25 protein-coding genes and 3 pseudogenes are annotated in these 26,216 nt (G+C 59.9%); 14 read left to right on the top strand and 14 right to left on the bottom strand.

What is annotated here, in order from left to right; translation table 11 throughout:
• Positions 1–341, top strand: a pseudogene (locus tag BLU15_RS26300) (YecA family protein); the annotation flags it as partial.
• Between the two features lie 118 nt (positions 342–459).
• Here BLU15_RS26300 and BLU15_RS39615 read toward each other — a convergent pair.
• The gene (locus tag BLU15_RS39615; RefSeq protein WP_090299457.1) at positions 460–621 is read right to left on the bottom strand and encodes a Thivi_2564 family membrane protein; all 162 of its coding nucleotides are present in this window, start codon (positions 619–621) and stop codon (positions 460–462) included.
• Positions 622–1,005: 384 nt separating this feature from the next.
• Here BLU15_RS39615 and BLU15_RS26290 point away from each other — a divergent pair, with 384 nt between their 5' ends.
• Both BLU15_RS26290 and BLU15_RS40135 read left to right on the top strand, forming a co-directional pair.
• Positions 1,006–1,407: a pyridoxamine 5'-phosphate oxidase family protein gene (locus BLU15_RS26290; protein WP_162741228.1), complete on the top strand. Its 402-nt coding sequence runs from the start codon at positions 1,006–1,008 to the stop codon at positions 1,405–1,407.
• 121 nt (positions 1,408–1,528) lie between these two features.
• A complete protein-coding gene (locus BLU15_RS40135; RefSeq protein ID WP_244546816.1) occupies positions 1,529–2,413 on the top strand; it encodes an ABC transporter family protein in 885 nt (294 codons plus the stop codon).
• On the opposite strand, the gene BLU15_RS40775 is transcribed toward BLU15_RS40135, so the two are convergent.
• Complete coding sequence (locus tag BLU15_RS40775; RefSeq protein WP_305765356.1) at positions 2,414–2,791, bottom strand: hypothetical protein; 378 nt, start codon at positions 2,789–2,791, stop codon at positions 2,414–2,416.
• Between the two features lie 62 nt (positions 2,792–2,853).
• Between BLU15_RS40775 and BLU15_RS40125 the strand changes: the two genes are divergently transcribed.
• Both BLU15_RS40125 and BLU15_RS26280 read left to right on the top strand, forming a co-directional pair.
• Entirely contained in the window at positions 2,854–3,432 is a 579-nt protein-coding gene (locus BLU15_RS40125; RefSeq protein ID WP_305765355.1) for an ATP-binding cassette domain-containing protein, read from the top strand.
• 148 nt (positions 3,433–3,580) lie between these two features.
• Positions 3,581–3,952 carry a COG4315 family predicted lipoprotein gene (locus BLU15_RS26280; protein ID WP_090299452.1) on the top strand — a complete coding sequence of 124 codons (372 nt, stop codon included), beginning with the start codon at positions 3,581–3,583 and terminating at the stop codon, positions 3,950–3,952.
• A gap of 161 nt (positions 3,953–4,113) precedes the next feature.
• Here the strand turns inward: BLU15_RS26280 and BLU15_RS26275 are convergent, their stop codons facing one another.
• From BLU15_RS26275 to BLU15_RS26265, 3 genes are all read right to left on the bottom strand, one after another.
• Positions 4,114–5,157, bottom strand: a complete 1,044-nt coding sequence (locus tag BLU15_RS26275; RefSeq protein WP_090299449.1) for a sensor histidine kinase — start codon at positions 5,155–5,157, stop codon at positions 4,114–4,116.
• Between the two features lie 427 nt (positions 5,158–5,584).
• A complete protein-coding gene (locus BLU15_RS26270; protein WP_090299446.1) occupies positions 5,585–6,466 on the bottom strand; it encodes an amino acid ABC transporter substrate-binding protein in 882 nt (293 codons plus the stop codon).
• Positions 6,467–6,773: 307 nt separating this feature from the next.
• Positions 6,774–7,460, bottom strand: coding sequence for a carboxylesterase family protein (locus BLU15_RS26265; RefSeq protein ID WP_244546818.1), 687 nt, complete (start codon positions 7,458–7,460; stop codon positions 6,774–6,776).
• A 378-nt stretch (positions 7,461–7,838) separates the two neighbouring features.
• Between BLU15_RS26265 and BLU15_RS26260 the strand changes: the two genes are divergently transcribed.
• The 8 genes and pseudogenes from BLU15_RS26260 to BLU15_RS26225 all read left to right on the top strand — a co-directional run bounded on the left by BLU15_RS26260 (position 7,839) and on the right by BLU15_RS26225 (position 16,647).
• Positions 7,839–8,810, top strand: a complete 972-nt coding sequence (locus BLU15_RS26260) for a Bug family tripartite tricarboxylate transporter substrate binding protein (RefSeq protein ID WP_090299441.1) — start codon at positions 7,839–7,841, stop codon at positions 8,808–8,810.
• Between the two features lie 55 nt (positions 8,811–8,865).
• Positions 8,866–9,339, top strand: a complete 474-nt coding sequence (locus BLU15_RS26255) for a tripartite tricarboxylate transporter TctB family protein (protein WP_090299438.1) — start codon at positions 8,866–8,868, stop codon at positions 9,337–9,339.
• A 10-nt stretch (positions 9,340–9,349) separates the two neighbouring features.
• Positions 9,350–10,850: pseudogene (locus tag BLU15_RS26250) on the top strand (tripartite tricarboxylate transporter permease).
• 83 nt (positions 10,851–10,933) lie between these two features.
• Positions 10,934–11,818, top strand: coding sequence for a GntR family transcriptional regulator (locus BLU15_RS26245; protein ID WP_090299436.1), 885 nt, complete (start codon positions 10,934–10,936; stop codon positions 11,816–11,818).
• Positions 11,819–11,962: 144 nt separating this feature from the next.
• Complete coding sequence (acnA, locus tag BLU15_RS26240) at positions 11,963–14,581, top strand: aconitate hydratase AcnA (RefSeq protein ID WP_090299434.1); 2,619 nt, start codon at positions 11,963–11,965, stop codon at positions 14,579–14,581.
• 62 nt (positions 14,582–14,643) lie between these two features.
• On the top strand, positions 14,644–15,030 hold the full coding sequence (locus BLU15_RS26235; RefSeq protein WP_090299431.1) for a calcium-binding protein: 387 nt from the start codon (positions 14,644–14,646) through the stop codon (positions 15,028–15,030).
• A 115-nt stretch (positions 15,031–15,145) separates the two neighbouring features.
• Positions 15,146–15,418, top strand: a complete 273-nt coding sequence (locus BLU15_RS26230) for a helix-turn-helix domain-containing protein (RefSeq protein ID WP_090299428.1) — start codon at positions 15,146–15,148, stop codon at positions 15,416–15,418.
• Positions 15,415–16,647 (top strand): type II toxin-antitoxin system HipA family toxin, encoded by a 1,233-nt coding sequence (locus BLU15_RS26225; protein WP_090299424.1) that lies wholly within the window; start codon positions 15,415–15,417, stop codon positions 16,645–16,647. Before BLU15_RS26230 ends, BLU15_RS26225 begins: the two co-directional genes overlap by 4 nt.
• Before the next feature lie 710 nt (positions 16,648–17,357).
• Here BLU15_RS26225 and BLU15_RS26210 read toward each other — a convergent pair.
• Genes BLU15_RS26210 through BLU15_RS26170 form a run of 8 tightly spaced genes read right to left on the bottom strand, consistent with a single transcriptional unit; the run spans position 17,358 to position 25,739 of the window.
• Entirely contained in the window at positions 17,358–18,155 is a 798-nt protein-coding gene (locus tag BLU15_RS26210; protein WP_090299417.1) for an ABC transporter ATP-binding protein, read from the bottom strand.
• Entirely contained in the window at positions 18,152–19,105 is a 954-nt protein-coding gene (locus tag BLU15_RS39065; protein WP_176960360.1) for an ABC transporter ATP-binding protein, read from the bottom strand. The genes BLU15_RS26210 and BLU15_RS39065 overlap by 4 nt, the downstream gene beginning before the upstream one ends.
• Positions 19,092–19,931, bottom strand: a complete 840-nt coding sequence (locus BLU15_RS26195) for an ABC transporter permease (RefSeq protein ID WP_060521268.1) — start codon at positions 19,929–19,931, stop codon at positions 19,092–19,094. The genes BLU15_RS39065 and BLU15_RS26195 overlap by 14 nt, the downstream gene beginning before the upstream one ends.
• Positions 19,928–20,950, bottom strand: a complete 1,023-nt coding sequence (locus BLU15_RS26190) for an ABC transporter permease (RefSeq protein ID WP_060604926.1) — start codon at positions 20,948–20,950, stop codon at positions 19,928–19,930. Before BLU15_RS26190 ends, BLU15_RS26195 begins: the two co-directional genes overlap by 4 nt.
• 17 nt (positions 20,951–20,967) lie before the next feature.
• The gene (locus BLU15_RS26185; protein WP_090299478.1) at positions 20,968–22,533 is read right to left on the bottom strand and encodes an ABC transporter substrate-binding protein; all 1,566 of its coding nucleotides are present in this window, start codon (positions 22,531–22,533) and stop codon (positions 20,968–20,970) included.
• A gap of 36 nt (positions 22,534–22,569) precedes the next feature.
• Complete coding sequence (locus tag BLU15_RS26180; protein WP_060604921.1) at positions 22,570–23,691, bottom strand: DUF917 domain-containing protein; 1,122 nt, start codon at positions 23,689–23,691, stop codon at positions 22,570–22,572.
• Entirely contained in the window at positions 23,688–25,232 is a 1,545-nt protein-coding gene (locus BLU15_RS26175; protein WP_090299415.1) for a hydantoinase/oxoprolinase N-terminal domain-containing protein, read from the bottom strand. The genes BLU15_RS26180 and BLU15_RS26175 overlap by 4 nt, the downstream gene beginning before the upstream one ends.
• A gap of 3 nt (positions 25,233–25,235) precedes the next feature.
• Positions 25,236–25,739 (bottom strand): Lrp/AsnC family transcriptional regulator, encoded by a 504-nt coding sequence (locus tag BLU15_RS26170; protein ID WP_162251910.1) that lies wholly within the window; start codon positions 25,737–25,739, stop codon positions 25,236–25,238.
• Between BLU15_RS26170 and BLU15_RS39610 the strand changes: the two genes are divergently transcribed.
• The gene (locus tag BLU15_RS39610; RefSeq protein WP_176960359.1) at positions 25,731–26,078 is read left to right on the top strand and encodes a hypothetical protein; all 348 of its coding nucleotides are present in this window, start codon (positions 25,731–25,733) and stop codon (positions 26,076–26,078) included. The two genes, BLU15_RS26170 and BLU15_RS39610, sit on opposite strands and share 9 nt — an antisense overlap.
• Here BLU15_RS39610 and BLU15_RS40120 read toward each other — a convergent pair.
• Positions 26,075–26,203: pseudogene (locus BLU15_RS40120) on the bottom strand (integrase); the annotation flags it as partial. The gene BLU15_RS39610 and the pseudogene BLU15_RS40120 overlap by 4 nt on opposite strands.
• Positions 26,204–26,216: the final 13 nt, after the last annotated feature.

Below are 26,216 nucleotides of genomic sequence, written 5' to 3'. Positions count from 1 at the left end.
AGCATCGGGCCGTGCAAACCATCGTTGCGGAATACAACCGGATATCGGCAAGCCTCGCCGAAACGCCGAAAGACCACCGGCCCAGGTTCACCAGGATCGATGATCAGACCTTTGATCCATTCGATTGGGACCTCTGCTTTCTGCTAGGAACAAGGTACGCGCCCAAGCTTTGGCAGCCCGTCCTTCGAGGTCATGCCGTCACTGGCGATATCGTCGCGCCCATTCGCAAGCTCGGCGAGACAAAACGGAAAGCGACCCGCCAGGATGCTGCTGAGGTCGCCGAAGCACTCGCCAATATACGAACCTATTTTATGCCGAAGCGAGCAAAGCAGAAGTTCTGAGAAAAATCGCTATTGCCGTTCCGTCAACGCCGAAAGCAGTGGGCTGTTCGTCGCGCTCACGATAGGGTCCGCTTCACGTGGATGGCGGCCTCCGCTGCGCCGAGTAGTGGCACTTGCTTCAGATTAGATCCAGATAGTGGAGCAACGCGATAACGCCGACGACGACAACAACGATGTGTGCCATCTGCTTCATTGTCACGTCGATTGGAAGTTTTTGAACGAACCACAGCATCAGGGTAATGACAAGGCCCGTGACTAGGATGCTGATTGCGATGAACATGCCCAGCGTACTTCAAGGAGCGGCTTTTTCGACTGTAAGTATGTCAGAGTCGGATATCGCCTGTGGAAACTTGCTAGTTGTTGCTCGTGGCAAGTCAACGCGAGGGACGAAACGCGAACAGGCCGCTGTCGGGATCTTTATGTCCAGGGATCGCTGTAGATCCAATATCTGCGGCGATCTGATTGGATGTAATTCCGTTGCCACCATATCCCATGGCGGCATGCGCCAATGCGACGTGGTACCCGCGCTTATCGTCCGCTTTCATGTTATCATGAAAACCAGATTGCAAGCATCCACACAAGCGTCGAGTTCGTCTAGCGACACTGAGAATTACAGGGAGCAACGCCAGTGAGATTGCGCGAGATGCTATCCAGCGAATGCAGCATGCTCATCGCCGAGCAGCGCGTCGCCCGGCTTGGGTGTTGTCGCGACAATCAGCCTTATGTTGTGCCAATTTATTATGTCCGCGCAGAGGGCCAAGTTTTCGGGTTTTCGATGCCGGGACGGAAGATTGAATTCATGCGCAGCAATCCGCTCGTGTGCGTTGAGATTGAGCATTGCACTGATCAGCACTGCTGGAAGTGCGTCATCATTGAGGGCAGGTACCACGAATTCCACAAAGAGACGGACAAGAAACACGCTTGGAACATACTGAAGGTTTACAATGATTGGTGGGATCCAGGTGCCCTCAACTGGGGCTCGGATGCCAAGCCACCGGGGTACCTTCCTGTTTTTTTCGCAATCAGTATGGACAATGTGACGGGCCGCGAAGCGACTCTAGTTTAGGTTGATGCAGGCTATCAGTCAGCGACTGCTGCCCCAGCTTTCGCCTGAGCTGAGTTGAGTTGACAACGCCGACACGTGCTCCAAACTCTGCTTTCATGGGTTATGGAGACATGTAGCCGCCATGCGAAGTCACGCTTGGCAGTTTGTCAAACGGTTGCTCGGCCGCGAGGCAGGCAGCCATACCAGTCCTGTTTCGTCGATGCGCAGCTTCTGGGGCCTTATGCGCGCCTATTGGCTTTCCGAACGCTGGCGCGAGGCTTGGGGACTAACATTTGCCATTCTTGTGCTGACGGCATTGACCGCGCAGGCCAGCGTCTGGTTTGCGGTCACCTCGGGCGAGTTGATAAATCGGATCGCCTACTTTCACCATCCAGCCACACCCACCACGCCCATGGCATTGTTGACTACAGCGGCAACGCTTGCCGCAATCGCGATCATGAGGGACGTGTGTTTCACCGCTGTCCGCCACTTCTTCTCGACTACGCTCCACCGCAAATGGCGCGCGTGGCTCGATCGACGCTTCAACGAAGCATTGCTTGACAGCAACCATACGCATTTCCATCTTCTACAAATGGGCTCAGACGCGTCCGGATCCGCTGTCCCAGCCCCGGACAATATCGATCAGCGCGTCCAAGAATCGATCAAAGGCATGACCGGCGGTGCCATCGGGCTGGGGATGGGCATTGCAGGAGTCGTGCTGTCCCTTGGCTTCGTCGGAAGCAAGCTTATTGAGATGTCGAGCGACGTGAGAGGGTTTGAGTTCCTGGGCAGCTATGGAAGCGCCTGCTTGGCGTTCGTGGCGGTCGCGATTTATGTTGCCGCTCAACACCGTCATTGCCGCCAAGCTTGGTGGGGTTCTCCAGCACCTGTCGGTACGCATGCAATGGGCGGAGGGAAGCTACCGCACCGAATTGAACGGACTCCTCCACCGCAGCTTCCATGTCGCCGTCCTCCATGGAGAGAGGGCCCAGAATGTCCTCAACGAGCGCCGGTATCTCGACATTGATCATACTGGGCCAGCCTGAACCGGGTCACTGCCGGCTATATGGGGTTCGAACTTGTCCATAATTTCATTGGCTCGCGGATTGTCGCCTATGTACCCGGCCTGCTCCCCTACATGGACAACAAGGTCAGTCTGCAGCAGTACGTTACGGGCGCTGAACTGGCGACAGCATTGATCAACGAATGCTCGTGGTTCATACACGTCATGCCCGACATTGCGACGCTGAGGGCGAATGCCCGGCGCATGACCGATCTCGCGAAGGCGATCGAAGCCGTTCAGCGGCCTGAGGAGTTTTATGCGCAAACAGGCCTTTACGAATTCCAGTATACGAAGCAGGACCCGGCGCTCGGCCTGACTGTTGAGCAGATCGGCCTCCTGCACGCGGGGACCGAGCTTCCATTTCTGACGGCTGACAGACTTCAGTTCCTGCCCGCGAGTGGACCTTGGTCGTTGGTGATTCAGGGAGCGGTAAGACCTCGCTCATCAAGGCAATTAGTGGTCTTTGGGCGCACGGACGCGGCACTGTCACAACGCCAAGACACGTCAGAACTCTCTATGCCGCCCAAGACGTCAAGCTTCAGGTGGTGTCCTTGAAGGAACTGTTTTGCCTTCCGGACTCTTCGGGCGACTACCCGGATACGCGTGTCGCGTTGGCATTGCACGAGGCGGGTCTGGGCGAATTCATCGACGAACTCCCCAAGGATGGCCGCAACGGCCAGAGCTGGGACCTGCTTCTATCGGGAGGCCAAAAGCAGAAGCTCGTCCTTGCCAAGATCCTTTTGTTACAGCCGGGCCTCCTCTTTCTCGACGAGACCACGAGCGCGCTTGACATTCAGGCAGTTCACGTATTCCACCAGGCGATCCTGGATCATTGCCCGGAGGCGACTGTGATCGCCGTCATGCATGACGTTTCGCCTATCCGATCAGCAAGCGGCGTCGATTTCTTCGACAGTGTGCTAATGATTGAGAGGGGCGTAGCAACGAAAATGCCCATCGCTGCTTGGCGTCAGACGACGACGTGACGGCGGCTAGGGAGATCACCCCATGCCGCTTGGTTTCGGTCGCCCCCATTATGCGTAAAAACCGGGAACCTCTTCTGCGTCCGCTGGTTTTTCCATTGGATCGGGCGCTACCGGCATTCCGCCGGCACCCCCGAACCTGGAGACTGTCATGAGAACGTTGTTAATCGCGATCGGGTTGGCGTCTGTTTTGGGTGGGTCTGCGTTCGCAGCCGAACCCGCCAAGATGGTCGACACCAAGATGGGCAAGGTTTTGGCTGACGCAAAGGGGATGACCCTCTATACTTTCGACAAGGTTGCCAAAGACAAATCGAACTGCGACAAGGATTGCTTGAAGAAATGGCCGGCTTTCCACGCCGCCGCGAACACTAAAGCGGAAGGGAAATGGTCACTGGTCAAGGCAGCAGACGGCAAGGGAATGTGGGCCTATGAAGGCAAGCCGCTGTACACATATGCCGAGGACAAAAAGGCCGGGGACACCAACGGCGATGGCGTTGGAGGTGTTTGGCACCTGGCCAAATAGCGAAATCCTTTGAACGGGCGGTCTTCCGATCGCCCGCTTAAGGCCATGCCCCTAGTGTGATAGCAACAAAGCAGATATGTTCCGCTCTTGGCGTTGAACATCTGAACCTTTTAAAACGGAACCTGCGCCCCCGACACAGCGTCCCAACGGGAGATCTGTGTCTACGCGGCCGCTGGCGGGTTCTTTTCGCGAGCGACGTCTCCCCGATGCCTGATGGTCACGGCAGTGCCGGGATTTGCACCGCTCAACTGGATTTCGCTCTCCAGGGTCCTGGAAAGTGCGTCGACGATGCCGGTACCCAACCCGGGGACAAGTTTGCCGCTCGGCATACCGATGCCGTCGTCGGTGACACGAAGCGTCCACTCGTCGCCTGTCGAACTATAGTCGATGGCAATTGTGCCGCATTCCTGCCCCGGGAAGGCGTGCTTGAGTGCGTTGATCACCAATTCGGTCACAATAAGCCCGAGTCTGACAGAAACATCGGCTTCAACAGCACTCTCATCAACTGTCACCGATATCGAAACCCGCTCGTCGGCGAGCATGGACGCGCCAAGGCTTTCGCAAAGCTGGGTGAAGTAGGTGCGCAGTTCGACGCTGCCGGCGCCGGACGTACAAAGCTGCCGTTGCACGGCCGCAATCGACATGACCCGGTGATGGGCGTTGTGAAGGTGGCCGCGCGCTTCGTCCGACTGAACCCGGCGTGCGCTCTGCATGAGAACGCTGGCAATGATCTGAAGGCTGTTTGCGACCCGGTGCTGGACCTCCTGCACCAGGATGGCCTTCTCGCGGATAAGGTCATCTTTCAGTTTCGCTTCAGCGCGCGCATCCGTCACATCAGTGATGGCCAGCAGCAGCCGGATATGCGCCTTGTCGCCATCGTCGAGGATCTGCGCATTGACGATCAACTGTCGTGTGCTCCGGTTGGGGCGCTGGAGGTCGATTTCGTAGGCCTCGATCCGGGCGCTTCCGGAAGCGGTAGCGTTTAGGAGCGAGGCGCGCTTGGGCATTGCCCATTCGCCATTTCCAAGCGAACCGAGCGGTCGGCCGGGAACGGTCGCCGGATCGATTTCGAAAGTCCGGCAGAACGATGTGCTCGCTGCAATAACCTTCTGGTCTCTAGACAGGAAAAGCAGCGGCTCGTTCGATGAAACCACCACGGCAAGGGTACTCGCCGCTTCGAAATGGACTATCGGTTCGTTCGACATGAAATGGCCCTCAGGGGCCGAAAACTCGCGGGGCACGATCCATCACTCGGCAGGAACGCCGCGACACGGGACTTCGTGCTGACGTTCGAGTATAAGGTATCATGTCGGGTGCGCGGAGACATCACACTTAATTGGCATCGTCGCTGATATGGCGAGCGGAGTGGCGGGCCGCCAGTCCGTTTCCGCTCAAGGCGAGGGATAGCCGGCGTGCTGCCGACTTCCGGTCGTCGAGTGGAGAGTTTGACTTCCAATGATCTGAACGCCCGAGGAGCTCAGGAGCGGACCTTGGCCAGCGTGACCGAGCGTCTCAATTGGGGCCGGAAGCTCACCGTCCGCTGCTATTGCAAAAAGCAGACATCCGAGGCGTCAGAATCAGCCCATGCCCAACGCTCTCGGAATGCTGTGGTGACCGCCCGCCGCACACGACCTATGGCACGTGTTGCATTATGATTTGCGTGTGCAGCATCGGCGCCTCGCTGCCGAAATAGGTCTCCAGCAGCGGCAGGAAATCCTCCGAAAGGTAGAAGTCTGTCAGCGCGCGGTCTGCCAGCAGGCGGAAGTCGGCGTCGTTGCGACGCAACGCGATCGCATAGGGTTCATGCGTGATCAGGCGATCGCCGACCTCGAGCGAGGATGGATCGCGCGCCCGCTTGGCCAGGTTGATGAGCAGCACCTGATCGGCGATGTAGGCATCGATCCTGTGGTCCTCCAGCGCCTTGAGCCCGTCCTCATGCGTGTTGAAATCGGCAAGCTTTGTCTTCGATTCTTGGATTGCGAGTGCCTCGCGAAGCGTCCCTGCCGTCGTCGTGTTTGCGCGCATACCGATGACGTTTGTGGCAACGCGCTCGCTGACGGCGTGAACGGCCGGCCCGTTGAGAAAGAGCGCCTGCAGGTAGCTGGGCGAATCCTTGCGCAGCAGCGCGCTCGCCCCGGTGAGGAAGATCGGTTGTGAGAAATCGACGATTTCCCGCCTCTTCAAATTCACAGTGATGGAACCGCAAAGCAAGTCGATATCTTCATTCTCTACTGCATCGAAGCCGCCGGCGAGCGTCACCTCAACAAATTCTCGTTTTAGTTGCGGAATTTGATCTTCGATCTCGTCGGCAATCTTGCGGCACAGGTCGATGGCATATCCCACCGGTTCGGCCCCTGGCTGGCGGGTGGAAAATGGTGCTTGATCGAAGATGTAACCGATACGCACGGTTCCGCTCTCCATAATGGAGTTTAGCGTTGCGGCGGCGGACGCCAAAGCCGAAAAGCAAAGGGGGGCGAGGCTCACGAACAGAAACCGCCTCATGCGCTTGGCCATACTTGTCTGAGGGGCACCTGCATGATCCCTATCTCCGGAAAACGGTGTCGAACTCAAAGGCGTTGACCCAGCTTATGGGCTGCCCCTCATATGTCAACCAACGACGCATGGCTTCGCTCGGCCGCATTGGCACAATGGCAAGGTCGACCGGCCTCACGTCGGTCTTTTTTGCGCAAACATGCCGCCACGCCCGATCCACCACATATCTGTTATCGGAGATCGGCTAGCGATGCCCAACGGCCGGGATTAAGGCGCCAAGCAGACCCTTATCGTTTCCATTTCGCGGTAGGCGGAAGGGTAGGCATGCCTATTTAGGCGCGACCTCGAGGCGCTGTTTGAGGAGCCAATTCCAAAGCTCCGGATCATTTAAGGCCGCCCACTCAACGCCCGAATGGTCAACGCCTTCCAAGACACTTAAACGAGCATTTCGCTTTAGACCGATAAGTCGTTCGTAAAGCACGACCGAATCCGACAAAGGAATGGTGTCGTCGCTGGTGCCGTGGAACACCCAAAAGGCTGCCTTTTCATTTGTCCTACTCAGGTAGTGACGATTCCCGCCGCCAGCGATTGGAACGAAAGCCGCAAATTTATCGGGAAACTGTTCTGCCATGGCCCAAGTGCCGAAACCGCCGCGGCTGAAGCCCACGACATAGACCCGCGTGCGATCGACACGATACTTCAACATGACCTCCTCAAGAGCTGCCTCCACTTTCTCGATCGGGTAAAGGAGTTCGTCACTTGGATTCTGAGGCGAAAATACCAGGAACGGGAATGTCTTGCCCTCCTCGATCAACTTCGGAATTCCGCTCGATCTAACTTTCTCAATATCAGTCCCACCCTGATCGCCGCCGTGAAGCCACACGACGAGTGGGTACGTTTTGTCGGAAGACGCATAGTCGTCTGGCGTGTACATCAGATAGTTGAGATCATTTTTTATGTTGCTACGCGATGTCGCGGCCAACTGTTCGGCGTGGGTCACTCCCGCGCTGCACATTCCCCATACGGCCGCAAATACCAGCGCTATGTTGTATCGCGTCATTCGATCACCTCCTCCATGATGTTCAACGTGTAGCCAAATCAACATGGAACCGAGGTAGCGAAACTCAAGCTTTGGCTGCCAAAATGTGTTCGCTAAGAGGTTTTACCTCAATGCGATGAAGACGCCTTCCAACGCCCTTGACCAGCGCGACGCATGGCAATCCGTTCGAATGGCACCATTGCTAAAATCCACCCGCACCATCGTCGAGCGGCTCGGCGATGTGGTCTTATCAGTTGAAAAACTTTAGCGCACTCATATTTACTTTTATGATTATATAATGCAAATACTGCGCACGGCTCAGGAGGTGAGCCTTACCAGCAGGAGGAAATCGCTGTGCGCAATTTTTTTAAACTCGGGCTTCTCGCAGCCGTCGTCGGCAGCACATTGGGATTTGGAACGCTGCAGGCTTCTTCGCAGGATCTGGAGCTAACCATCATGGCGCCAGCCGGTGCTGGCGGCGGATGGGATTCGGCGTCCCGCTCGATGCAGGAAGCCATGATGGCCAGCGGCAACGCGAAGAGCGTGCAGGTCATCAACGTCCCCGGCGCAGGTGGCACAGTCGGTCTTGCCCAGTTCATCGGCTCCGCGAAGGGCAATCCCAGCCAGCTTCTCGTCGCAGGCATCACGCTCGTCGGCGCCAGCATCTCCAACCAGTCTTCGGTCGATTTAACCCAGGTCACTCCGATCGCTCGTCTGACCGGCGATCCGCTGGTGATCGTCGTTCCGAAGGATTCGCCGATTCAATCCATGGACGATCTGCTTGCGACAATTAAGAAGGACGTCGCGACGACGATCTGGGTTGGCGGATCGGCTGGCGGTGCCGATCATATCCTCGCAGCGCTCGTTACCAAGGCAGCGGGTGCCGATTCCAGCAAGATCAACTACGTCGCGTATTCCGGCGGCGGCGAGTCGCTTGCAGCCATGCTCGGTGGTCAGGCGACCGCGGGCGTGTCGGGTTACGGCGAATGGGAAGGCCAGATCAAATCCGGCGACCTCAGAGCACTGGCGATCTCCTATCCGGAGCCGATCCAAGGCATCGAAGCAAAGCCGTTGAAAGCGCAGGGTCTTGATATCGAATTGGTAAACTGGCGCGGTATCTTTGCCGGTCCTGGCGTAGAAGGCGCTGATCTCGATGCGCTTAAGTCTGCAGTCGAGAAGACGGTTAAGTCTGCCGAGTGGCAGGCAATCCTGAAGGCTCGCGGCTGGACCGACTACTATGCTCCTTCCGACGAGTTCAAGGCTTTCATCGGTTCGGAAACTGAACGCGTGAAGACCATCCTTACGTCCATCGGTCTCGCAAACTAACCTGACGAGCACGCGGAAGTCGGCAAGCGCCGCTTCCGCGTGCGACGAGGACACCATGACCCAGAAAACTCTTCGCATACCCAACCGTCCAACGGCGGTGATCGCTGTCGTCCTGTTTGCAATCGCCTTCATTACGTACTGGGATGCCAGTCACATGAAGGTGCGGGCAACCTATGGGATGAGCGCGAGCGCGGCATCGTATTTCGTGGCGATGCTATTCGTAGCCCTTGCCATCGGTCACCTTGTCAGCGCTTTCAAGCCATCGGACATCGAAGTCGAGAGCGCCGACTGGTTGGCCGTCGGCTGGATCGGTTTTGCTCTTGCCGGGTTGATCGGATCGATCTGGATGGGGGGTGGCTTTATCCTTGGGTCCACGCTTCTTTTCGCGCTGACTGCACGGGCGTTCGGTCGCAAGGCCATACTTGTCGATCTCTGTCTCGGGGCCGTTATCGGGGTTCTGGTTTTCCTTCTCTTCAATAAGCTCCTGACGCTCGCGCTGCCGCAAGGCCCGCTTGAGCGCCTCTTCTGAGGTCGCCTTGATGGATACTTTTTCCTTTTTGATCGATGGGTTCGCGCTGGCCATTCAGCCTGCGAACCTGATCTACGCCGCCATCGGCGTTCTGATTGGAACGGCCGTCGGTGTTCTGCCAGGTATCGGCCCGGCACTGACGGTGGCACTTCTGCTTCCCGTGACCTTTAAGCTGGATCCTGGCGGTTCGATCATCATGTTCGCCGGAATTTACTACGGCGGCATGTACGGTGGCTCAACAACCGCGATCCTGCTTAATACGCCTGGCGAAAGCGCATCGGTCGTCACCGCGCTCGAGGGCAACAGGATGGCACGGGCAGGACGCGGGGGACCGGCGCTCGCGACCGCGGCTATCGGTTCGTTCGTTGCCGCGCTGATCGCAACAGCCGGGTTGGCCGTCCTCGCACCCTATCTCGTGAAGATCGCCGTCAAGTTCGGTCCCTGGGATTACTTCGGCCTGATGCTGATTGCGTTCGTCACGGTATCGGCAACATTCGGGTCATCGCCGCTGAGGGGCCTGACAAGTCTGGCCTTTGGGCTCTGGCTCGGACTGATGGGCATCGACCAGTTGACGGGACAGGCCCGCCTGACGTTCGGTGTTCCCGAACTGCTGGATGGCGTCGAGGTGACAACGCTTGCCGTTGGTCTGTTTGCGATCGGTGAAGCCTTCTTTGTCGCGTCTCGTCATCTCTACAGGCCCGAAAAGCCTATCCCGGTTAAGGGGTCGATCTGGATGACCAGAGAAGACTGGAAGCGCTCCTGGAAGCCATGGCTTCGCGGAACGGTGACGGGCTTCCCGATCGGCGCACTTCCCGCCGGCGGCGCTGAAATTCCCACTTTCCTGAGCTATACAATCGAGCGCAAGCTGAGCAGGAAGCCGGAAGAATTCGGTCACGGAGCGATCGAAGGCGTTGCTGGTCCCGAGGCTGCAAACAATGCTTCGGCCGCCGGCACGCTGGTTCCGTTGCTGACGCTTGGACTACCGACTTCGGCCACCGCAGCCGTCATGCTTGCGGGCTTCCAGCAATACAACATCCAGCCGGGTCCCTTGCTGTTCACGCAGCACGCCGACCTCGTCTGGGGACTGGTCGCCAGCCTGTTTATCGCCAACGTCATGCTGCTCGTTCTCAACCTGCCTTTGGTCGGGGTTGTGGGTGAAGCTTCTCAAAATTCCCCTTCCGTGGCTCTACGCAGGCATTCTCGTGTTTGCATCGATGGGCACGATTGCGGCGAACCCCTCGGTGACGGAACTTCTGCTGCTGACGGGTTTCGGTGTCGTCGGATTTGCGATGCGCCGCTACGACTATCCCATCGCTCCGGCGGTTGTCGGTCTTATCCTTGGCCCGCTTGCAGACAGTGCCTTGCGTCGCTCTCTGCAGATGAGCCTTGGCGATCCGATGATCCTGCTCCAGCACCCGAGCTCAGCCATCATGATCGGCATTGCCCTTGTTGCCTTGGTCGCTCCGTTCATGTTCAGAGGTCTCTCGAAGTTCCGTCAGGACGAGGATTGATGGCGCAAATCTGTTTGACTGCGCCGGGCGGCGCACATCACTGTGGCAATTCGAACTGAAAGAACAGGACGCACGGAAAAGGTATGGCCAGGAACAGTCTCTCACCCCGGATCAGCACGGACATTATCGAGTTCGTGAAGTCCAACGCGATGCGAAAGGGAGATCATCTGCCTCTACAGATGCTGGCCGACAATTTTCGTGTGTCCCGTGCTCCGATCATGAGCGCTCTTCAAAAGCTGGAAGAGAGGGGCATCGTGCGAGCCGAGCCGAACCGCGGCTATTTTCTCGCGGTGAACGGCGAGGCAATCGACGATCTTGAGCCCGAAAATGGCCAAGCTACCGAAGGTGACGATGCGATCTATCTCAGGATCGCGGACGATCGTCTGTCCGAGAGGTTTGCCGAGCGCGTCAGTGAGAATGAATTGATGCGGATCTACGGGGTGCCAAGAACCAGACTTTTGAAGATCCTTCACCGGATCGCCGACGAAGGATGGATCGAGCGCCTTCCCGGCAACGGTTGGTCGTTCAAGCAGACCCTTATGTCGAGGAAGAGCTACGAGGAAGGATATGTGTTCCGTGCCGTGATAGAGCAGCAGGCGATGCTGCTGCCGACGTTCCAATCGGATGCGGACGGTTTTCGCAGGGCGCGAGAGACACAGACGGAACTTGGAAATGGCGGATACGAACATTGGTCGCGGGCCGAGATCTTCAAAGCCAATAATGACTTTCACGAAATGCTTGTCGCGTGCTCCGGAAACGAATTTTTCCTCGACGCGATAAAGCGCATCAACAGATTGCGACGCCTTCTGGAGTACCAGATCACCATTGATCGCAGCCGCCTGCCGAAACAGACGGCAGAGCATCTGCACATCCTTGATCTTCTCGAGAGTGATCGACGATCAGAAGCGGCCGCCTTCCTTTACACCCACATCATGGGCGCCAGCAGGATCAAGACACCGCAAGTGTAAAAAGAGGGAACTCCAGGCGAGAAACAATGCGGTCACAATGGAATTACATTTTATTATCATAAGATGGAATTTGCTGGATCGACCTCGCTCCATTGAGGCTGAAGTTTTTCGCTCCGAACACAGAAATGCGATGAGAGACTTAGGATGAGCACGATATCAAAACTCACGGTCAACGAAGTTGTATACGACATCATCGACCTGCCAGCAGAGGCTGGGCATCAGCTTCGGTCGCTTCCATACATCCATCGTATCCTATTGGAGAATGTTCTGCGTACAGCAGGCAAAGATGATGCGCGGGCCAAGGCTGCGATCATCAACTGGCTCGCAACGGGTTCGAGCGAGCTGGAGATCCCGTTTCTTCCCAATCGTGTCATGATGCACGATACCACTTGCGGTCCTGCACTCGTGGATATCGCGGGAATGCGTTCGGCTCTTGCGGAGGCGGGACATGATCCGGCGCTTCTCAATCCCGTTGTCCCGGTGGACGTCTCCACGGACCACTCCTTGGCTGTAGATGCCTTTGGTGGCTCTGCGTCGCTTGAACTCAACATGAAACGCGAGTTCGACCGCAATGCCGAACGGTATCGCTTCATGAAGTGGGCGACGAATACGCTGACCGGGTTCCGCGTTCATCCGCCCGGTACCGGCATTATGCACACGCTCAATCTCGAGCGCCTCGCGACGGTCGTCTCGACGATCGAGAAAGACGGTTGTCGCTGGGCCGCGCCCGACACGTTGATCGGTACGGACAGTCATACGCCGATGATCAACGGCATTGGCGTCCTTGCATGGGGTGTCGGCGGCCTGGAAGCAGAAAGCGTCTTCTTTGGGATGCCTGTCTCGCTCCGGGTACCGGATGTGGTTGGGGTCCGGCTGACCGGTCATCTTGGCGATGGGGTGCTTGCGACGGATTTGGCGTTGACGGTGACGCATATCCTTCGAAAGATCGATCTTCAGGACAAATACGTAGAATTCTTCGGCCCCGGCGTGGCGGCACTGACGGCCGGCGATCGGTCTGTGGTCGCCAACATGACACCGGAGTTTGGCGGTAATTCCGGATACTTTCCGATCGACGACCGTACGCTTGATTATCTTCGGACAACTGGTCGAACTTCTGAGCAAGTGGAGCTGGTAGAAGCATATACCAAGCGCGTCGGGCTTTGGTTCAATCCGGACGACAATCCCCGCTACACACACGTCGTCGAGATCGACCTTTCGGCGATCGAACCCAGCCTTGCCGGTCCCACGCGCCCTCAGGACAGGATATCGGTTGGAGAAACGGTTGCCGCGATTTCTTCGATGAAGCGCGGAGCGGTCGCAAGTGCCGACCCCTCAGAACCAAACGATGGGGCGGTTGCCATCGCGGCCATTACAAGCTGTACCAACACATCCGATCCGCGACTCGTGATCGCGGCAGGCTTGCTGGCACGAAAGGCGCGGTCGTTTGGTCTTCATCCGGCGCCTTGGGTGAAGACATCGCTCGCGCCGGGATCGCCTACGGCGGAACGATACCTCCGGCGGTCCGGGTTGTTAGAGGATCTCGAAGCGGTCGGTTTCGGAATCGTCGGTTACGGTTGCACGACCTGTATCGGCAATTCCGGACCATTGACCGAACCGATCGCCGTCGCGATGAAGGATCGAGGAATCCTTCCGGTCGCCATTCTCTCGGGCAATCGGAATTTCCCTGGTCGCGTACACCCGCAGCTTGAGGCAGGCTTCCTCGCGTCTCCTCCACTTGTCGTCGCATTTGCGCTGGCTGGAACCGTCGAGCTGAATATTTTGAGGGATCCGATCGGATACACGGCCGATGGGCGGGCCGTGACACTGTCGATGTTGTGGCCGACGAGCAAGGAGATTGACGAAGCAGTTGCGCTTGCCTCCGATGCGGTTGATTTCAAGCCAGCTTATGACGAAGCGGAGGCCAGCAAGGCTTGGCGCGAACTCGAGGCGCCGGCGACGACATTGTTTCCATGGGACGAGACGTCGACCTACATCCGCAGGCCGCCGTTCGCAGGCTTTGGAAAAGGCAGCTTACTCGGCACGTATGATGCGCATCCGCTGATCGTTGTCGGTGACGACATCACGACGGACCATATCTCGCCAGCCGGGGCGATCCGGGCTCAGAGTGAAACCGGCCGATATCTCATCGAGCGAGGGGAAGTCCCGACCGACCTTAATGTTCATGCTTCGCGGCGGGGCAACTGGGAAGCGATGGTTCGGGGCTTGTATACAAACCGGGCTGTTCAAAATCTTTTGGGCAGCGAGATCCCACCAGGATCGACGATCCATGCGCCCTCAGGTGAAGTCCTCCCGCTCTGGTGCGCCGCAAATCGCTATGCCGAGAGCAGGCAGTCCGTCGTGATTGTCGCTGGCGAGCGTTATGGAATGGGTTCCTCGCGAGATTGGGCAGCCAAGGGAGCATCCCTCCTCGGCGTCCGCGCGGTCTTGGCTGTAAGCTTCGAAAGGATTCACCGTTCCAATCTTATCGGGATGGGCATTCTGCCAATGAGACTGCCGGAGGGTTTGGGACCAGATGATCTCGCTCTAAAGTCAGGTGACCTCATCGAAATAAATGCCATCGCAGGCCTGATCTCGCCGCGTTGTCCGATCGACATTGCCATTAAACGGTACGGGGGCGAGGCTACCACATTCAAAGCGGTCGCGGCGATCGAGACGGCCGCTGAGGTCGATACGTTGAAGGTGGGTGGAATTCTGCCGCTGATGTTGAAGAACTTGGTCGAATCCCAACGCAGTACGATCTAGGGCGCTAGAATCGACATTTGCGTTGTGCGGGCAGGTGTGCGTTGTCGGTTCGGACGTGATTGATGAGCAGACCGACCGCTTTCATAGGCTCGCGGAGCTATCAGCTTTTTGGCGGCGAGGTCGACGATATCCTTTCATGCGGCGATTTCACCGACATCTTAAGTGGCGGAGCCGGCGCAAATACGTTCGTCTGTGCTGGCCAAGCAGCTAACACGCGAGGCGTCGATCGTATCGTCGACTTCGATGTGCAGGGCCGCGACGTCCTCGAATTCACCGGCCATTCTCCGATCGTCGAATACACCTGTTGTTCAACGAGGTTGACGATGCAGGATCAGGAAACCGTCGCTCAAAGAACTTTGCGTATCGGTGTGATCGTTGCGGTCGCGATCCTGCTTGCAGCTTCGCAAGGCCTCTACTCGGCCCTCTCAGAGAAAGGCGCGACTTCATGAAACTTCCCGATCGGGATGATTTTAAGTTTCAGAGGCCGATACTTCCCGATCGGTAAGGATGACGTTGAAATTCCGAAAATCTTCCTGTACGGTAAGCTAGAACTGGAGACACTGGATGTTCAGGTCCGCACGCGATTTCGGCGTTGCCGTCAGGGAAAAACGTAAAGGCCTCGGCTGGACCCAGACCGAACTTGCCAGCCGCTCCGGCACGGGCGAACGTTTCATAGTTGAACTCGAATCGGGCAAACCGAGCTGCCAGCTCGAGAAGGCGCTGATCGTCGCGCGCACGGTCGGCATCGAGATCGGCGATCTGAAGACAGGCCAATCGTCATCAGTCGCGGCCGAAGATGATCTCGGCTTCCTGCCGACGTTCGGTGATGGTCGATGACAACCATCTTCTATGAAGCTTTCCCCGTCGCATGGATGACTTTCGAAAGCGAATGGCGGCTCGACTACGACTCATCCTGGGAAGCGCGCCGCTCGGCCTTCCCAATCTCGCTGACGATGCCGTTGCGTTCAGGGGTGGTCGATGCGGACAGACTGCTGCCGTGGCTCGCCAACCTGCTTCCGGAAACACATCTCGCGGAAATCGGTCAGCGGCTGAAAGTCTCTCCCCAGGACATCGTTGGCCTACTCGGTCACATCGGCCGAGACACGGCCGGAGCCCTGTCGATCGGCGAACCGCGGAGGGCCGGTGTCAACTTAGAGCCCATCCCGGACGAGGGCGCACTGGAGCGCATTCTCAATGAGCTTCCGGCCAAACCATTCCTGGTCGGAGAACGCGGCGTCTCCATGTCGCTGGCAGGCGTACAGGAGAAGCTGCCTGTCTTCGTCGAGGAGAATGGCACTATTTCCATTCCGGTCGACGGCACGCCGTCGACCCATATCATAAAGCCGGATACCAGAAGGTTGGCGGGAAGCGTCGAAAACGAGGTCTTCTGCCTGACACTTGCCCGGGCATGCGGATTGGAGGCGGCCGAAGCTACGATCGGCATAGCCGGCAAACGACGCTATCTGCTGGTGAAGCGCTATGACCGTTTTACAGATGCGGCGGGTGCGATCCGCAGGCTTCACCAGGAAGACCTTTGCCAGCTAACGGGTCATTTTCCGTCACAGAAATACGAGCGGTCCTCGTCGGGCCGCGGCGTGTCACTGAAGATGATGTTTGACGCCATCAGCGATCTCGTTTCACCCGGCGAACGCCTGAAGCTTCTGGATGCGGTGATTTTCAACGTGCTGATCTGTAATGCCGACTCGCACGCCAAAAACTACTCCATCCTGATCGGCGCTGGCGGATCTGCGAAGATAGCACCGCTTTACGATTTGACGTGCGCGGCGGTGTATCGTCAGGTTGACCAGAGCCTGCCGCAGGGCATCGCCGGACGTTTCATCGCGCCTGATTTGAGGCGAGCCGATTGGCAAGCGTTCGCCGAGGAGGTCGGGTTGAGCGGCGCATCGACTGTCAGGCGCGTCCAGAAGCTTGCGGCGGTAGTTGGTGGCGCCTGCGAAGATGTCGCGAAGCAGATCGTCGACACTGCTGGCGATCCGACGAGGGTCCTGGAGCGCATCACCCATAATATTCAGAAGCGATGCAACCGAATAGATAGGCAGCTTTGAGCTCGGGAAATAGCACCATATCCAGAGAGCCGACTGGAGAAGGGGAACTTGATTGTTGTGCTGCAATCGGGTGCATACGGCCTGAGCGCGAGCCCGGTCGGTTTTGTCAGCCAGCCGGCGGCGCTTGAAATCCTGGTCGACTAGACAGCACTGAGCAAGGACAGAAGAAATTGGGCACGGTGTTGGATGGTTAGCAGAGTAGTTCGCGTCGAACGATGTTGAGCATACCCCTCCCTTTCGTCACGGCATTGCTATTGTCGATACTATTGGTCCGCCTGCGACAGACGGGACCTATCGGCAGATCCGCCTTGTTTTTTGTTGGCGCTTGCACTGCACTGGCGATTATTGTGGGGCTGCGCTGGACCTACGACATTCAAGGGATCCGGTTCGTCCTACCGATCGTCGCGTCGTTGCTGTCTGCCAGCGCCTGGCTGTCTTTCGAATAACTTACCGACGACAGGAGGCACCGTCGAAAATGGGCGCATGTGGTGCCGATCGCAACGGTTGCAATTCTCTCAGTCACCTGGACAAGTTGGCACCTGCTGATCGACCTCGTGCTGGCGATCCGTCTCGGCTTCACTCGTCCGTCCGACACATCGGGTCCTTGCGCGTCTTCTCGCTCGCGCATGGCGCTATCTGCGCGGTCGCAACAGAGCCCGCCCGCCGGCGCTCCGAAACAAGATCGACATCAAGGACATTGTTCGCCGCCGTCAGGAGGTCTCGACAAGTCTTTCGCAGCGCCCGAAGGAAAGCAGTTCGCGCGTATAGGGATCGGCCGGGGCCGCGATGACGTCCTTGGTTTTTCCGAACTCGATGACGTCGCCGCGCCGCATGACCAGAAGCGCGTCGGAGACATGTGCGACGACCTTCAGGTTATGGGTGACGAACAGCATCGACAGCCCGCGGCTTTCCTTGAGATCCGAAAGCAGATTGAGGATCTGTGCCTGTACCGAGACGTCGAGCGCCGATGTCGGTTCGTCAAGGATGAGGAGGCTCGGTTCCAGAGCCAGTGCGCGGGCGATCGCCACGCGCTGTGCCTGCCCACCGGAGAGTTCGCCTGCGCGGCGATCGAGAAAATCGGCCGGCAACCCGCAGTCTGACAAAAGGCCCGCGATCTTGTCGCGCATCGCGGCGTCCTGTCGGCCGCCTTGCGCCAGGATTGGCTCGGCCAGGATATCGGCGATCGCCAATCTCGGGCTCAGCGACAGGAACGGGTTCTGCAGCACGACCCCGATCTTCTGGCGTTCCCGGCGCAGAGCGCTGCCCTTCAGCGCCAGCCAGTCCTGTCCTTCAAGCCGGATCTGCCCGCTTTCCACCGGAAGAAGCCGAAGGATGGCGCGCAGGAGGCTTGTCTTGCCGGATCCGCTTTCGCCGACGATCCCGAGGGTCTCGCCTCTGGCCAAACGGAAGCTCGCACCGTTGACCGCGGGTTTTGGCCGTGTCGCGAAGAGGCCGGCGCTGTAGCGGATGACGAGGTTGTCGACGTCGAGTATCGGGGCCGTGGTCATGCAGCGTCCTCCGGCAAATGGCATAGCCAGCGATGTGCGGCCCGGTTGCGCCCCGGCGGTGGCGTGGCTGCGCACTGCTGGAGTGCCTGGGGACAGCGCGAGGCAAAGGCACAGCCGGCTATCGCCGAGCGCGGCGGCGGTATCGAGCCCTCGATGGCCGCCAGCCGTGCGCCAAGCGGCGCGGCGTCCGGAAGTGCGGCGAGCAAGGCACGGGTGTAGGGATGCCCGGGACTTTGCAGCACGGCGTCGACCGGGCCGGTCTCGACCGAGCGACCTGCATAGAGCACGGTGGCGCGATCGCAGGCCTCTGCAATGACGTCCATGTCGTGGGTGATCATCAACACGGTGAGCCCGCGCTCCGTTACCAGCTTGCGTAGCAATGCCAGGACTTGAGCACCGACCGAGACGTCGAGCGCAGTGGTCGGCTCGTCGGCAATGAGGAACTCGGCGCCGGTCGCCAGCGCCTGCGCGATGACCACACGCTGCTGCATGCCGCCCGAAAGCTGGTGTGGATAGCTACGGAGCACTCTCTCCGGGTCAGGCAGCCCGGTTGCGGCCAGAAGTTCGACCGCTTCCGCGTGCCGGCCCCGATGCGGCAGGTCCCGATGGGCGCGGATCACGTCGTCCATCTGCCTGGCGATGCTGAGCACAGGATTGAGGGCGGCAGCGGGATCCTGGGCGATCATGCCGATACGCCGACCACGCAGTTGCGCCGCCCGCTCGCGAAGATCCTCGCCGTCGAAATTGAACCGATCGGCAACGATGCGGGCACCCTTCGGCGCAAGGCCGAGTACGGCCATCCCGGTCATGGTCTTGCCGCAGCCGGACTCGCCGATAACGCCGTGGACCTCGCCGCGCTCGATCTCGAGGCTGACGGCGCGCACCGCGTGAACCTCACCTTCCGACGTCGGGATGCTGACCGAAAGATTGCGGATATCAAGCAGAGGCACGGCCAGTCCCTCCCTTGCGATCACGCAGCGCATCGCCGAGCACGCTGAAGGCGAGCGCGATAGCGAAGATGGTCAGGCCCGGCATCGCAGAATACCACCAGCGCGCGGGGAAGAACTTTCTTCCAGCGTCGACCATCTGGCCCCAGTCGGCAGTCGGCGGCAATACGCCAAGGCCGAGGAAGGAGAGAGCGGCGGCGGTCAGAAGCGCCGGTCCGACATCGAGGGCTGCCTGCACCGTCAGCGGCCTGCCGGTCGCCGGCAGGATGTGGCGCAGGATGATGCGCCAATGCGAGACGCCGGAGAGCTGTGCCGCCTCGACATAGGGCTGGCCACGCAACACCAACACCTCCGCACGGGCGAGTCGCGCATACCAGGGCCACCAGGTGACGGCGACGGCGATGACGCTGTTGAGAAAGCCTGGTCCGAGGGCTGCGGCCATCAGCACCGCCAGCAAGAGCGCCGGGAAGGCGAGAAAGACGTCGGTACCGCGCATCAGCGCTTCATCGATCCACCCGCCGAAGTAGCCGGCGGCAAGACCGATCGGCAGCCCGATCAGCAAGGAGAAGGCGACGATCAGCATGCCGTTCGTCAGGGATACCCGCGTCCCGTAGACGATGCGGCTCAGAATGTCCCGGCCGAGATGATCGGTCCCCAACCAGTAGTCGGCAGAGGGCGGTGAAAGCTTGGCGGCGACATTAGGCCCGCCGGCCCCCTGCAGGGGATAGGGCGCGATCCACGGTGCGAGGAGCGCAACGAGCACGAAGATGAGAATGACAGCCAGTGCGAAGGTGCCAGGCCAGCCGAGGCGTTTGACAAGCTTTTTCATGACAGCGCCACCCGCGGGTCGACAAGGGCCTGAGTGATGTCGATTAAAAGGTTCATCACGACGTAACAGATGGTCACGACCATGGTGACGGCGGCGATGACCGGAAAGTCCTTGGCAAGGATCGCTTCGGATACGTAACGGCCAAGACCCGGCCAGGCGAAGATAATCTCGATGAGCACCGCGCCGGTCAGGGCATAGGCGAAGGAAAGGCCGATCACCGTCAGTGCGGGGCCCATGGCATTCGGCAGCGCGTGACCGAAGAGGATGCGTGGTTCGGAAAGCCCAAGTGCGCGGGCAGCAACGATATGCCGGCGCTCGAGGATTTCGATCATGGCCGAGCGGGTCAATCGCATGGCGACGCCGGCAGGATAGGACGCGAGTGTCAATGCCGGCAGGATGAGGTGCGTCAGTGCGTCGCCGAATGCCTCAAGGCGCCCGGCGATGAGTGCGTCGATCAGGTTGAAGCCGGTCACCATCGGCAGCGGCGCCGAAATCGCGATCTCTCTGGAAAGTCGCCCGGAGAGTGGGAGGATGCCCAGCCATTGCGCAAAGATGAGCTGCAGGATCATCGCCAGGAAAAAGGTCGGCATTGCGACGGCGGCGATCGAGCCGAAACTGCAGAGCCGGTCTGCCCAGCCGCCTTGCCGCGCTGCAGCAATGACGCCGAACGGAATGCCAATCAGGAGCGCAAGGCCGGTCGAAAAGATGGCGAGCTCGAGAGTGGCCGGAAGATAGGCGCGGAGATCCTCCGCGATGAGACGCCTGGACTTGTAGGATATGCCGAAATCGGCGGACGCCATGGCGCCGGCGAACGTCGCGAAACGGGCAGGGAGAGGCGCGTCCAGATTGAGTTCCTGGCGCGCCTTTTCGATTTGCTCGGCCGTGGGACGCGGGCCCGCATAGAGCGATGCGGGGTCCGACGGAACGACCTGTGCCACCACGAAGACCAGGAAGGTCACGCCCACCAACACGAAGGCGGAGAGAAACGTGCGGCGCAGGATGTAGCGTAGAAGTTCCATCAGACCCCCCGCGTGCCCTACCGGCTCAGATCGTTGACGAAGGCGATGTGACCATAGGCCGGATTGTCGGCGTAGCCCTTGATGCCAGCGCGGATGATATGGACGTTCGGCTGGTCGAGCATGAAGATCGCTGCCGCATCCTCGATGATCTTGCGCTGCGCCTCGATAAACAGCGCCTCGGCGCGCGGGCGGTCCGTGCCCGAGAGCTTGGCCGCTTCATCGATCTTGGTGTCCACCTCGGCATTGGAATAGTAGCCGAGATTGAAGTTCGGCTTCTCTTCGCTGTGGAACAGGTTGAAGAGGTAGTCGTAGGGGGTGACGAAGGTCGGCCACCAGAACATGACGAAAATGTCCTGCGCCGCCTCGGGGTTCGATTTGCCGAGCTGCCATTGCGCTTCCCATGCCATCGGCTGGAGTTTCAGGGTGATGCCGAGCGTCTCCAGGTTGGCCTTCCAGAGCTCGCCTGCCACCGCCTCGATCGCCTGGGACGTGGAATAGGTCATGACCAGTTCCAGGCCCGGCTCGATGCCCTCTTCGGCAAGCAATGCCTTGGCTGCTTCCAGATCGGTCTTCGGGATCGGCGCGTTGGCATCGTGGCCCCAGATACCGGCCGGGACGACACCCTTGGCGCGGGTGCCGAAGCCGCTCGTACCCGCCGAGATCACGTCGTCATAGGGAAAGGCGAGCGACAGGGCCTGACGCACCTTGACCTTGTCGAGCGGCGCACGCTCGACGTTGTAGAGGCCGAACAGCGTTTCGAAAGAAGGGTTCACGACCACGTTCAGGTCGGGATTGGACTTCAACGCCTCCAGATTTTCGTAAGGGAGGCTGTAGGTCCAGTCGGCCTGGCCGCTCTCGATCATGTTCTGGGCGAGCGTCGCATCCTCGACGATTTCGAAGGAGATCGTCTGGAAAGCGCCGTCCGGCACCTTGCCCCAATAACCTTCGACGCGGTCGAGGACAGCGCGCTGGCCGGGCTCGTAGCGCGAAATCTTGAACGCCCCGGTCCCTGCATCGTTGCCGGTGTTGAACCAGGACGCTTCCTTGTCGTGCGAGGAAGGCGCGTAGATCCAGGCGGCAAAGCCGGCCGACGCGATGAGGTCGAGTGGCTGCGGCTCGGAGAGCAGGAACACCACCTTTAGTGGCTCCGGTGTTTCGATGGACGCAACCGGCCCCCAGATGAAGGACGCGCCACCACCGATCTTCTTGGTCCGCTCGATCGAGCCCTTGACCGCCTGCGACGTCAGCGGGCTGCCGTCGTGGAACTTCACGCCATCGCGCAGGGTGAACGTCCAGGTCTTGCCGTCTGCGCTCACGTCCCAGGAGGTTGCGAGCAGGGGCTCGATTTTGGCTTCGGCCTTGTCGGTCGCGGGAATGTAGCGCGTCAGCCCTTCGTAGACATTGGCAAGCACCGCGCCGTCGTTGGAAAACGAGGTAGCCGGGTCAAGGTCCGGAAAACTCGTCGGATAGGCGAGCGTGAAGATGCTGCTGGTACCCTCGGCCATCGCAAAATTCCAATGCGATGCGGCGGCTGTGGCGAGAGCGGTGAGGGCGGCGGTTTTCAAGAAATTGCGGCGGTTCATGTCGGGCTCCCAATCGAGTTCTGGAGGGGCGGACGCTTAGGCGTCTTCTTTGTAATGGGGTACGGCAGGCGCATCCGCAGACACGCCCATCGGCACAAAGTCGAAATCGTAACCAAAGGCACGCGGGCCGACGGAGGCGAGCGCGATCTCGCTGCGCAGCAGCACCGGTGCAGGCATGGACAACACGTCGATGCGCAGCCCGTAGCGCAGCTCTTCCGTGCCGATCGCCCGGCCGGTTTCCGAATCCACGATGCAGATCAGGTCCGGCACCATGGTGATGATCTCTTCGCCTTCGCGCGCGATCAGATATTCGTTCTGGATGTCGACGGTGAGTGTCCGGCCTGCGTCGGCATCCAGGCCCGCAACCGTGAGCTTGCCGCGGGTGAAGCCCGCCATGACGCGGCGGCTGATATCGGTCACCTTGCCGCGCATCAGCCGCACACCACCGGACTGCTTCAATATGGCCTCGACCGGGTCCTCCTTGGCCGCGCGCGCGTTCATGACGGCGTCTCCGAGACTCCACGCCTGGCTGGTGGTGTGGGGCACGCCGAAACGGCGGACGAATTCACCGGACATCGGCGCAGTCGTCATCAGCGCGGTGCATCCCATGGCAATGGTGCTGGCGCGTAACAGCTTCTCCAGCATCTTCGGCGTCGTCGCGTCGGTGACGACGAGCACGTTGCCGTCGGCGTCGGCAAGGGCCGCCGGCTGCACCGCCTGGCCGTGGATGAAGAAGGTCGTCATCTGCACTTCGGGGAAGGCCCGGCCCATGCCGTCGGCATCGACGACAGGCAGATCGACCATCGCTGCCGTCAGCATCGGCGCAATGCCGTTGCCGCCACCGACCTCGTCACCGAGCACCGCATCGACCTTGCGGCCGAGATGCCGTTCGAGCGCGTTCAATAGCCGGACGCCCTCGCTGCCTTCCGGGATCTTTTCGATGCCCACCGTCGGGGCGCCGATGCCGCCGATACCCAGGATCTGCGCATCCGGTGCCATGTCGGCGGGGCGCACCATGCGAATGCGCTTGCCTTCGCGCAGGAGCGCCTTGGCGCGCAGAAGGCCATGGTAGGTGCTGCCGCCACCGCCGGTTCCGAGAATCCCGCAGCCGATGGCGATGCGATCGATATCCGCTTCGCTGAGCGTCCAGTACTTCATGCCCGCAACTCCCCTATCACTTTCGCGGCGACGCGAACGGCGTTGCCGGGCAGGTACGCCAGCGGCGTTTCTTCAATTTCGGCAAGGGTGGTCGTCTCGGCGTCGGCGCCGGCCTCGACGGCGCGCGCCCGTGCCTCAGCGACGATGGATTCCAGTGCGCGTTCCCGGGTGGTGCCTTCCAGCGAAACCACGCTGTCCACCTCGCCGGAGACCTGGGCAATTGCCGCGCCGATGGCGTTGGCCGAGCCGAAATGATCCGGCTTCAGCGAAACGGAGGTTCCCTCCAGCAGGCCCTCGACCAGCACTGAGCCGCCGCCGACAAGAATGGCGGGGATCGGATCGGCGCTCGGCTTCATGCGGTCCAGCACCGTTTCGATCCTGGCTTTCATCTGCGCCAGCATCTGCTGGGCAAATTCCGGCGTGATGCGGCTGAGGCGGTCGCGCTCGCCAAGGTCGACAAGGCCGGCAGCAACGGCGACGTCGGTGGCCGTCAGCGTGTCCCCGCCGAAGCAGAGAGCCTTTTCCGGCAGGCGAAATCCGACCGAATCCGGGCCGATCGTCGAAGACGAACCGGGGCGTATGATGCTGCCGCCGCCGAGCCCGAAAGAGTAGACGTCCGGAACACGGAAATTAGTCGGCACGCCGCCGATCTCCGCGCCCTCGCTGCGGGTGCGCGGGAAACCGGCGACCAGCATGCCGATATCCGTGGTGGTGCCGCCGATGTCGATGACCGCTGCGTCGGATAGCCCGGTCAGGAAGGCCGCACCACGCATGGAGTTGGTCGGTCCGGACGCGATCGTGAAGACCGGATAGCGCTCGGCGAACTCGGCCGCCATCAGCGTGCCGTCGTTCTGCGTCAGGTAGAGCGGGCAGGTGAGGCCGAGCGCGGCAAATGCCGCGCGGAAGGCGCCGACCGTCTCGCGTCCGAGCGTATGGAGGCTCGCATTGAGGATGGTGGCATTTTCGCGGGGCAGGAGGCCGGTGCGACCGACGCGGTGCGACAGGCTGATTGCCACGCCGGGCATTTCCTCGGCAACGATTTCCGCCGCGTCGTTTTCCATTTTCGGATCGACCAGGGCAAAGACCGAGCAGATCGCGACGGCGGAGATGCCGCGCGCCCGCCAATCGCGGCATGCCGCGCGGATCGCCACGTCGTCGAGCGGGGCAATCTCGGAACCATCGTAATTGACGCCGCCGCCAACCAGAGCCGCACCCCCGTCAACGACGGGGCGAAGTGTATCCGGCCAGTCGATCATGGGTGGCAGGGAGCGCGTCGCCGCACCGCAAAGGCGCAGAATGCCCACCTTTTCAAGATGCCGACCCTCGACGATCGCATTGAGGAAGTGTGTGGTGCCGATCATTACCGCGTTGACCGCGCCGGCAGCAACGCCTGCTTCGGCCAGAACGGTGCGGATCGCCGCGCTGACGCCCGATGTCACGTCCGCGGTGGTAGAGGATTTCACCGTGGCCAGGACCTCGGCGCCGCGCAGCAGCGCCGCGTCCGTGTTGGTGCCGCCAACATCCACTCCGATACGAAGCATGGTCTATCCCTTTTTCTTGCCGCCGAGGTCCGTACCGCGGCTGATCGCGGTCGTCCTCGTGCCGAATACCTTGTAGAGGCGCAGCACGACCGAGCTCGTGACGCGCCTGATGCCAGGCAGTTTGCCCATTTCCTGATCGATGAATTCAAGCAATGCCGCGTGGTCGGCCACGAAGAGCGAAGCACTGAGGTTCGCCGTGCCGCTCGTGGCGGCGAGGTAGCCGATCTCGTCGTACTCTGCGAGCAGGATGGCGACGTCCTCCTGTTTGCCGGGCTCGACCTCGATCAGAAGTTCGACCTGGACATCGCGTCCGAGCGCGACCGGATCGGGAATAGCGCCGATGACGATCATCTTGGCCTGCAGCAGTCCGGCAATGCGGTTGCGGACTGTGCGCTCCGAGACGCTGCCGATCCGGCCGGCGATCTCGGCCGCCGAAAGGCGCCCGTCTTCGGAGAGATAACGGATAATCTCGCGGTCCAGATCATCGACGAGGTAGCGTTGGGTCATCACCGTTTCCATTTCGGCCTTGATAGGCAAAGTAAATTTCCGAAACGGAATTATGTCAAGAATATTTCAGTCGATACCGTCGAATCGTTTCAAAAATATCCCGATTTAGGCGGTATTCATGCAGATTGTTACCGAATCGGCATCTGCAGTGGATCGCGGGCTTTGTCGGCGGCGACAATTTCAGCCAGCCTTGGCATCGCCTTTTTCCTGGAACGGGCGAGGGATCTGTCGAACCGCAGCTTCGAGCGCCGGCCCGAGCGCGGCGTCCGGTCTATTGGGACAGGCGACTGTTTGGCGCTTGATTGTCTGGCCGACGGTGCTACGGCGGTGCGACACTAGACAAATACACGGGCCGCTCGCCCCTGCTTTCGCTCCGCATCGTTGTAGTAGCGCGCCGCCTGCGTCACCGATTTTTGCAACGACTGCTGCATAGCTTCAGGCAGCGGTATGCCGCGATTGGCCGCCGCCTGAGGCGCA

Source organism: Ensifer sp. YR511, assembly GCF_900103045.1.
Classification (GTDB): domain Bacteria; phylum Pseudomonadota; class Alphaproteobacteria; order Rhizobiales; family Rhizobiaceae; genus Ensifer; species Ensifer adhaerens.
Note: the sequence above shows the minus strand (reverse complement) of the source record. Positions and strands in the feature narration are given on the sequence as shown.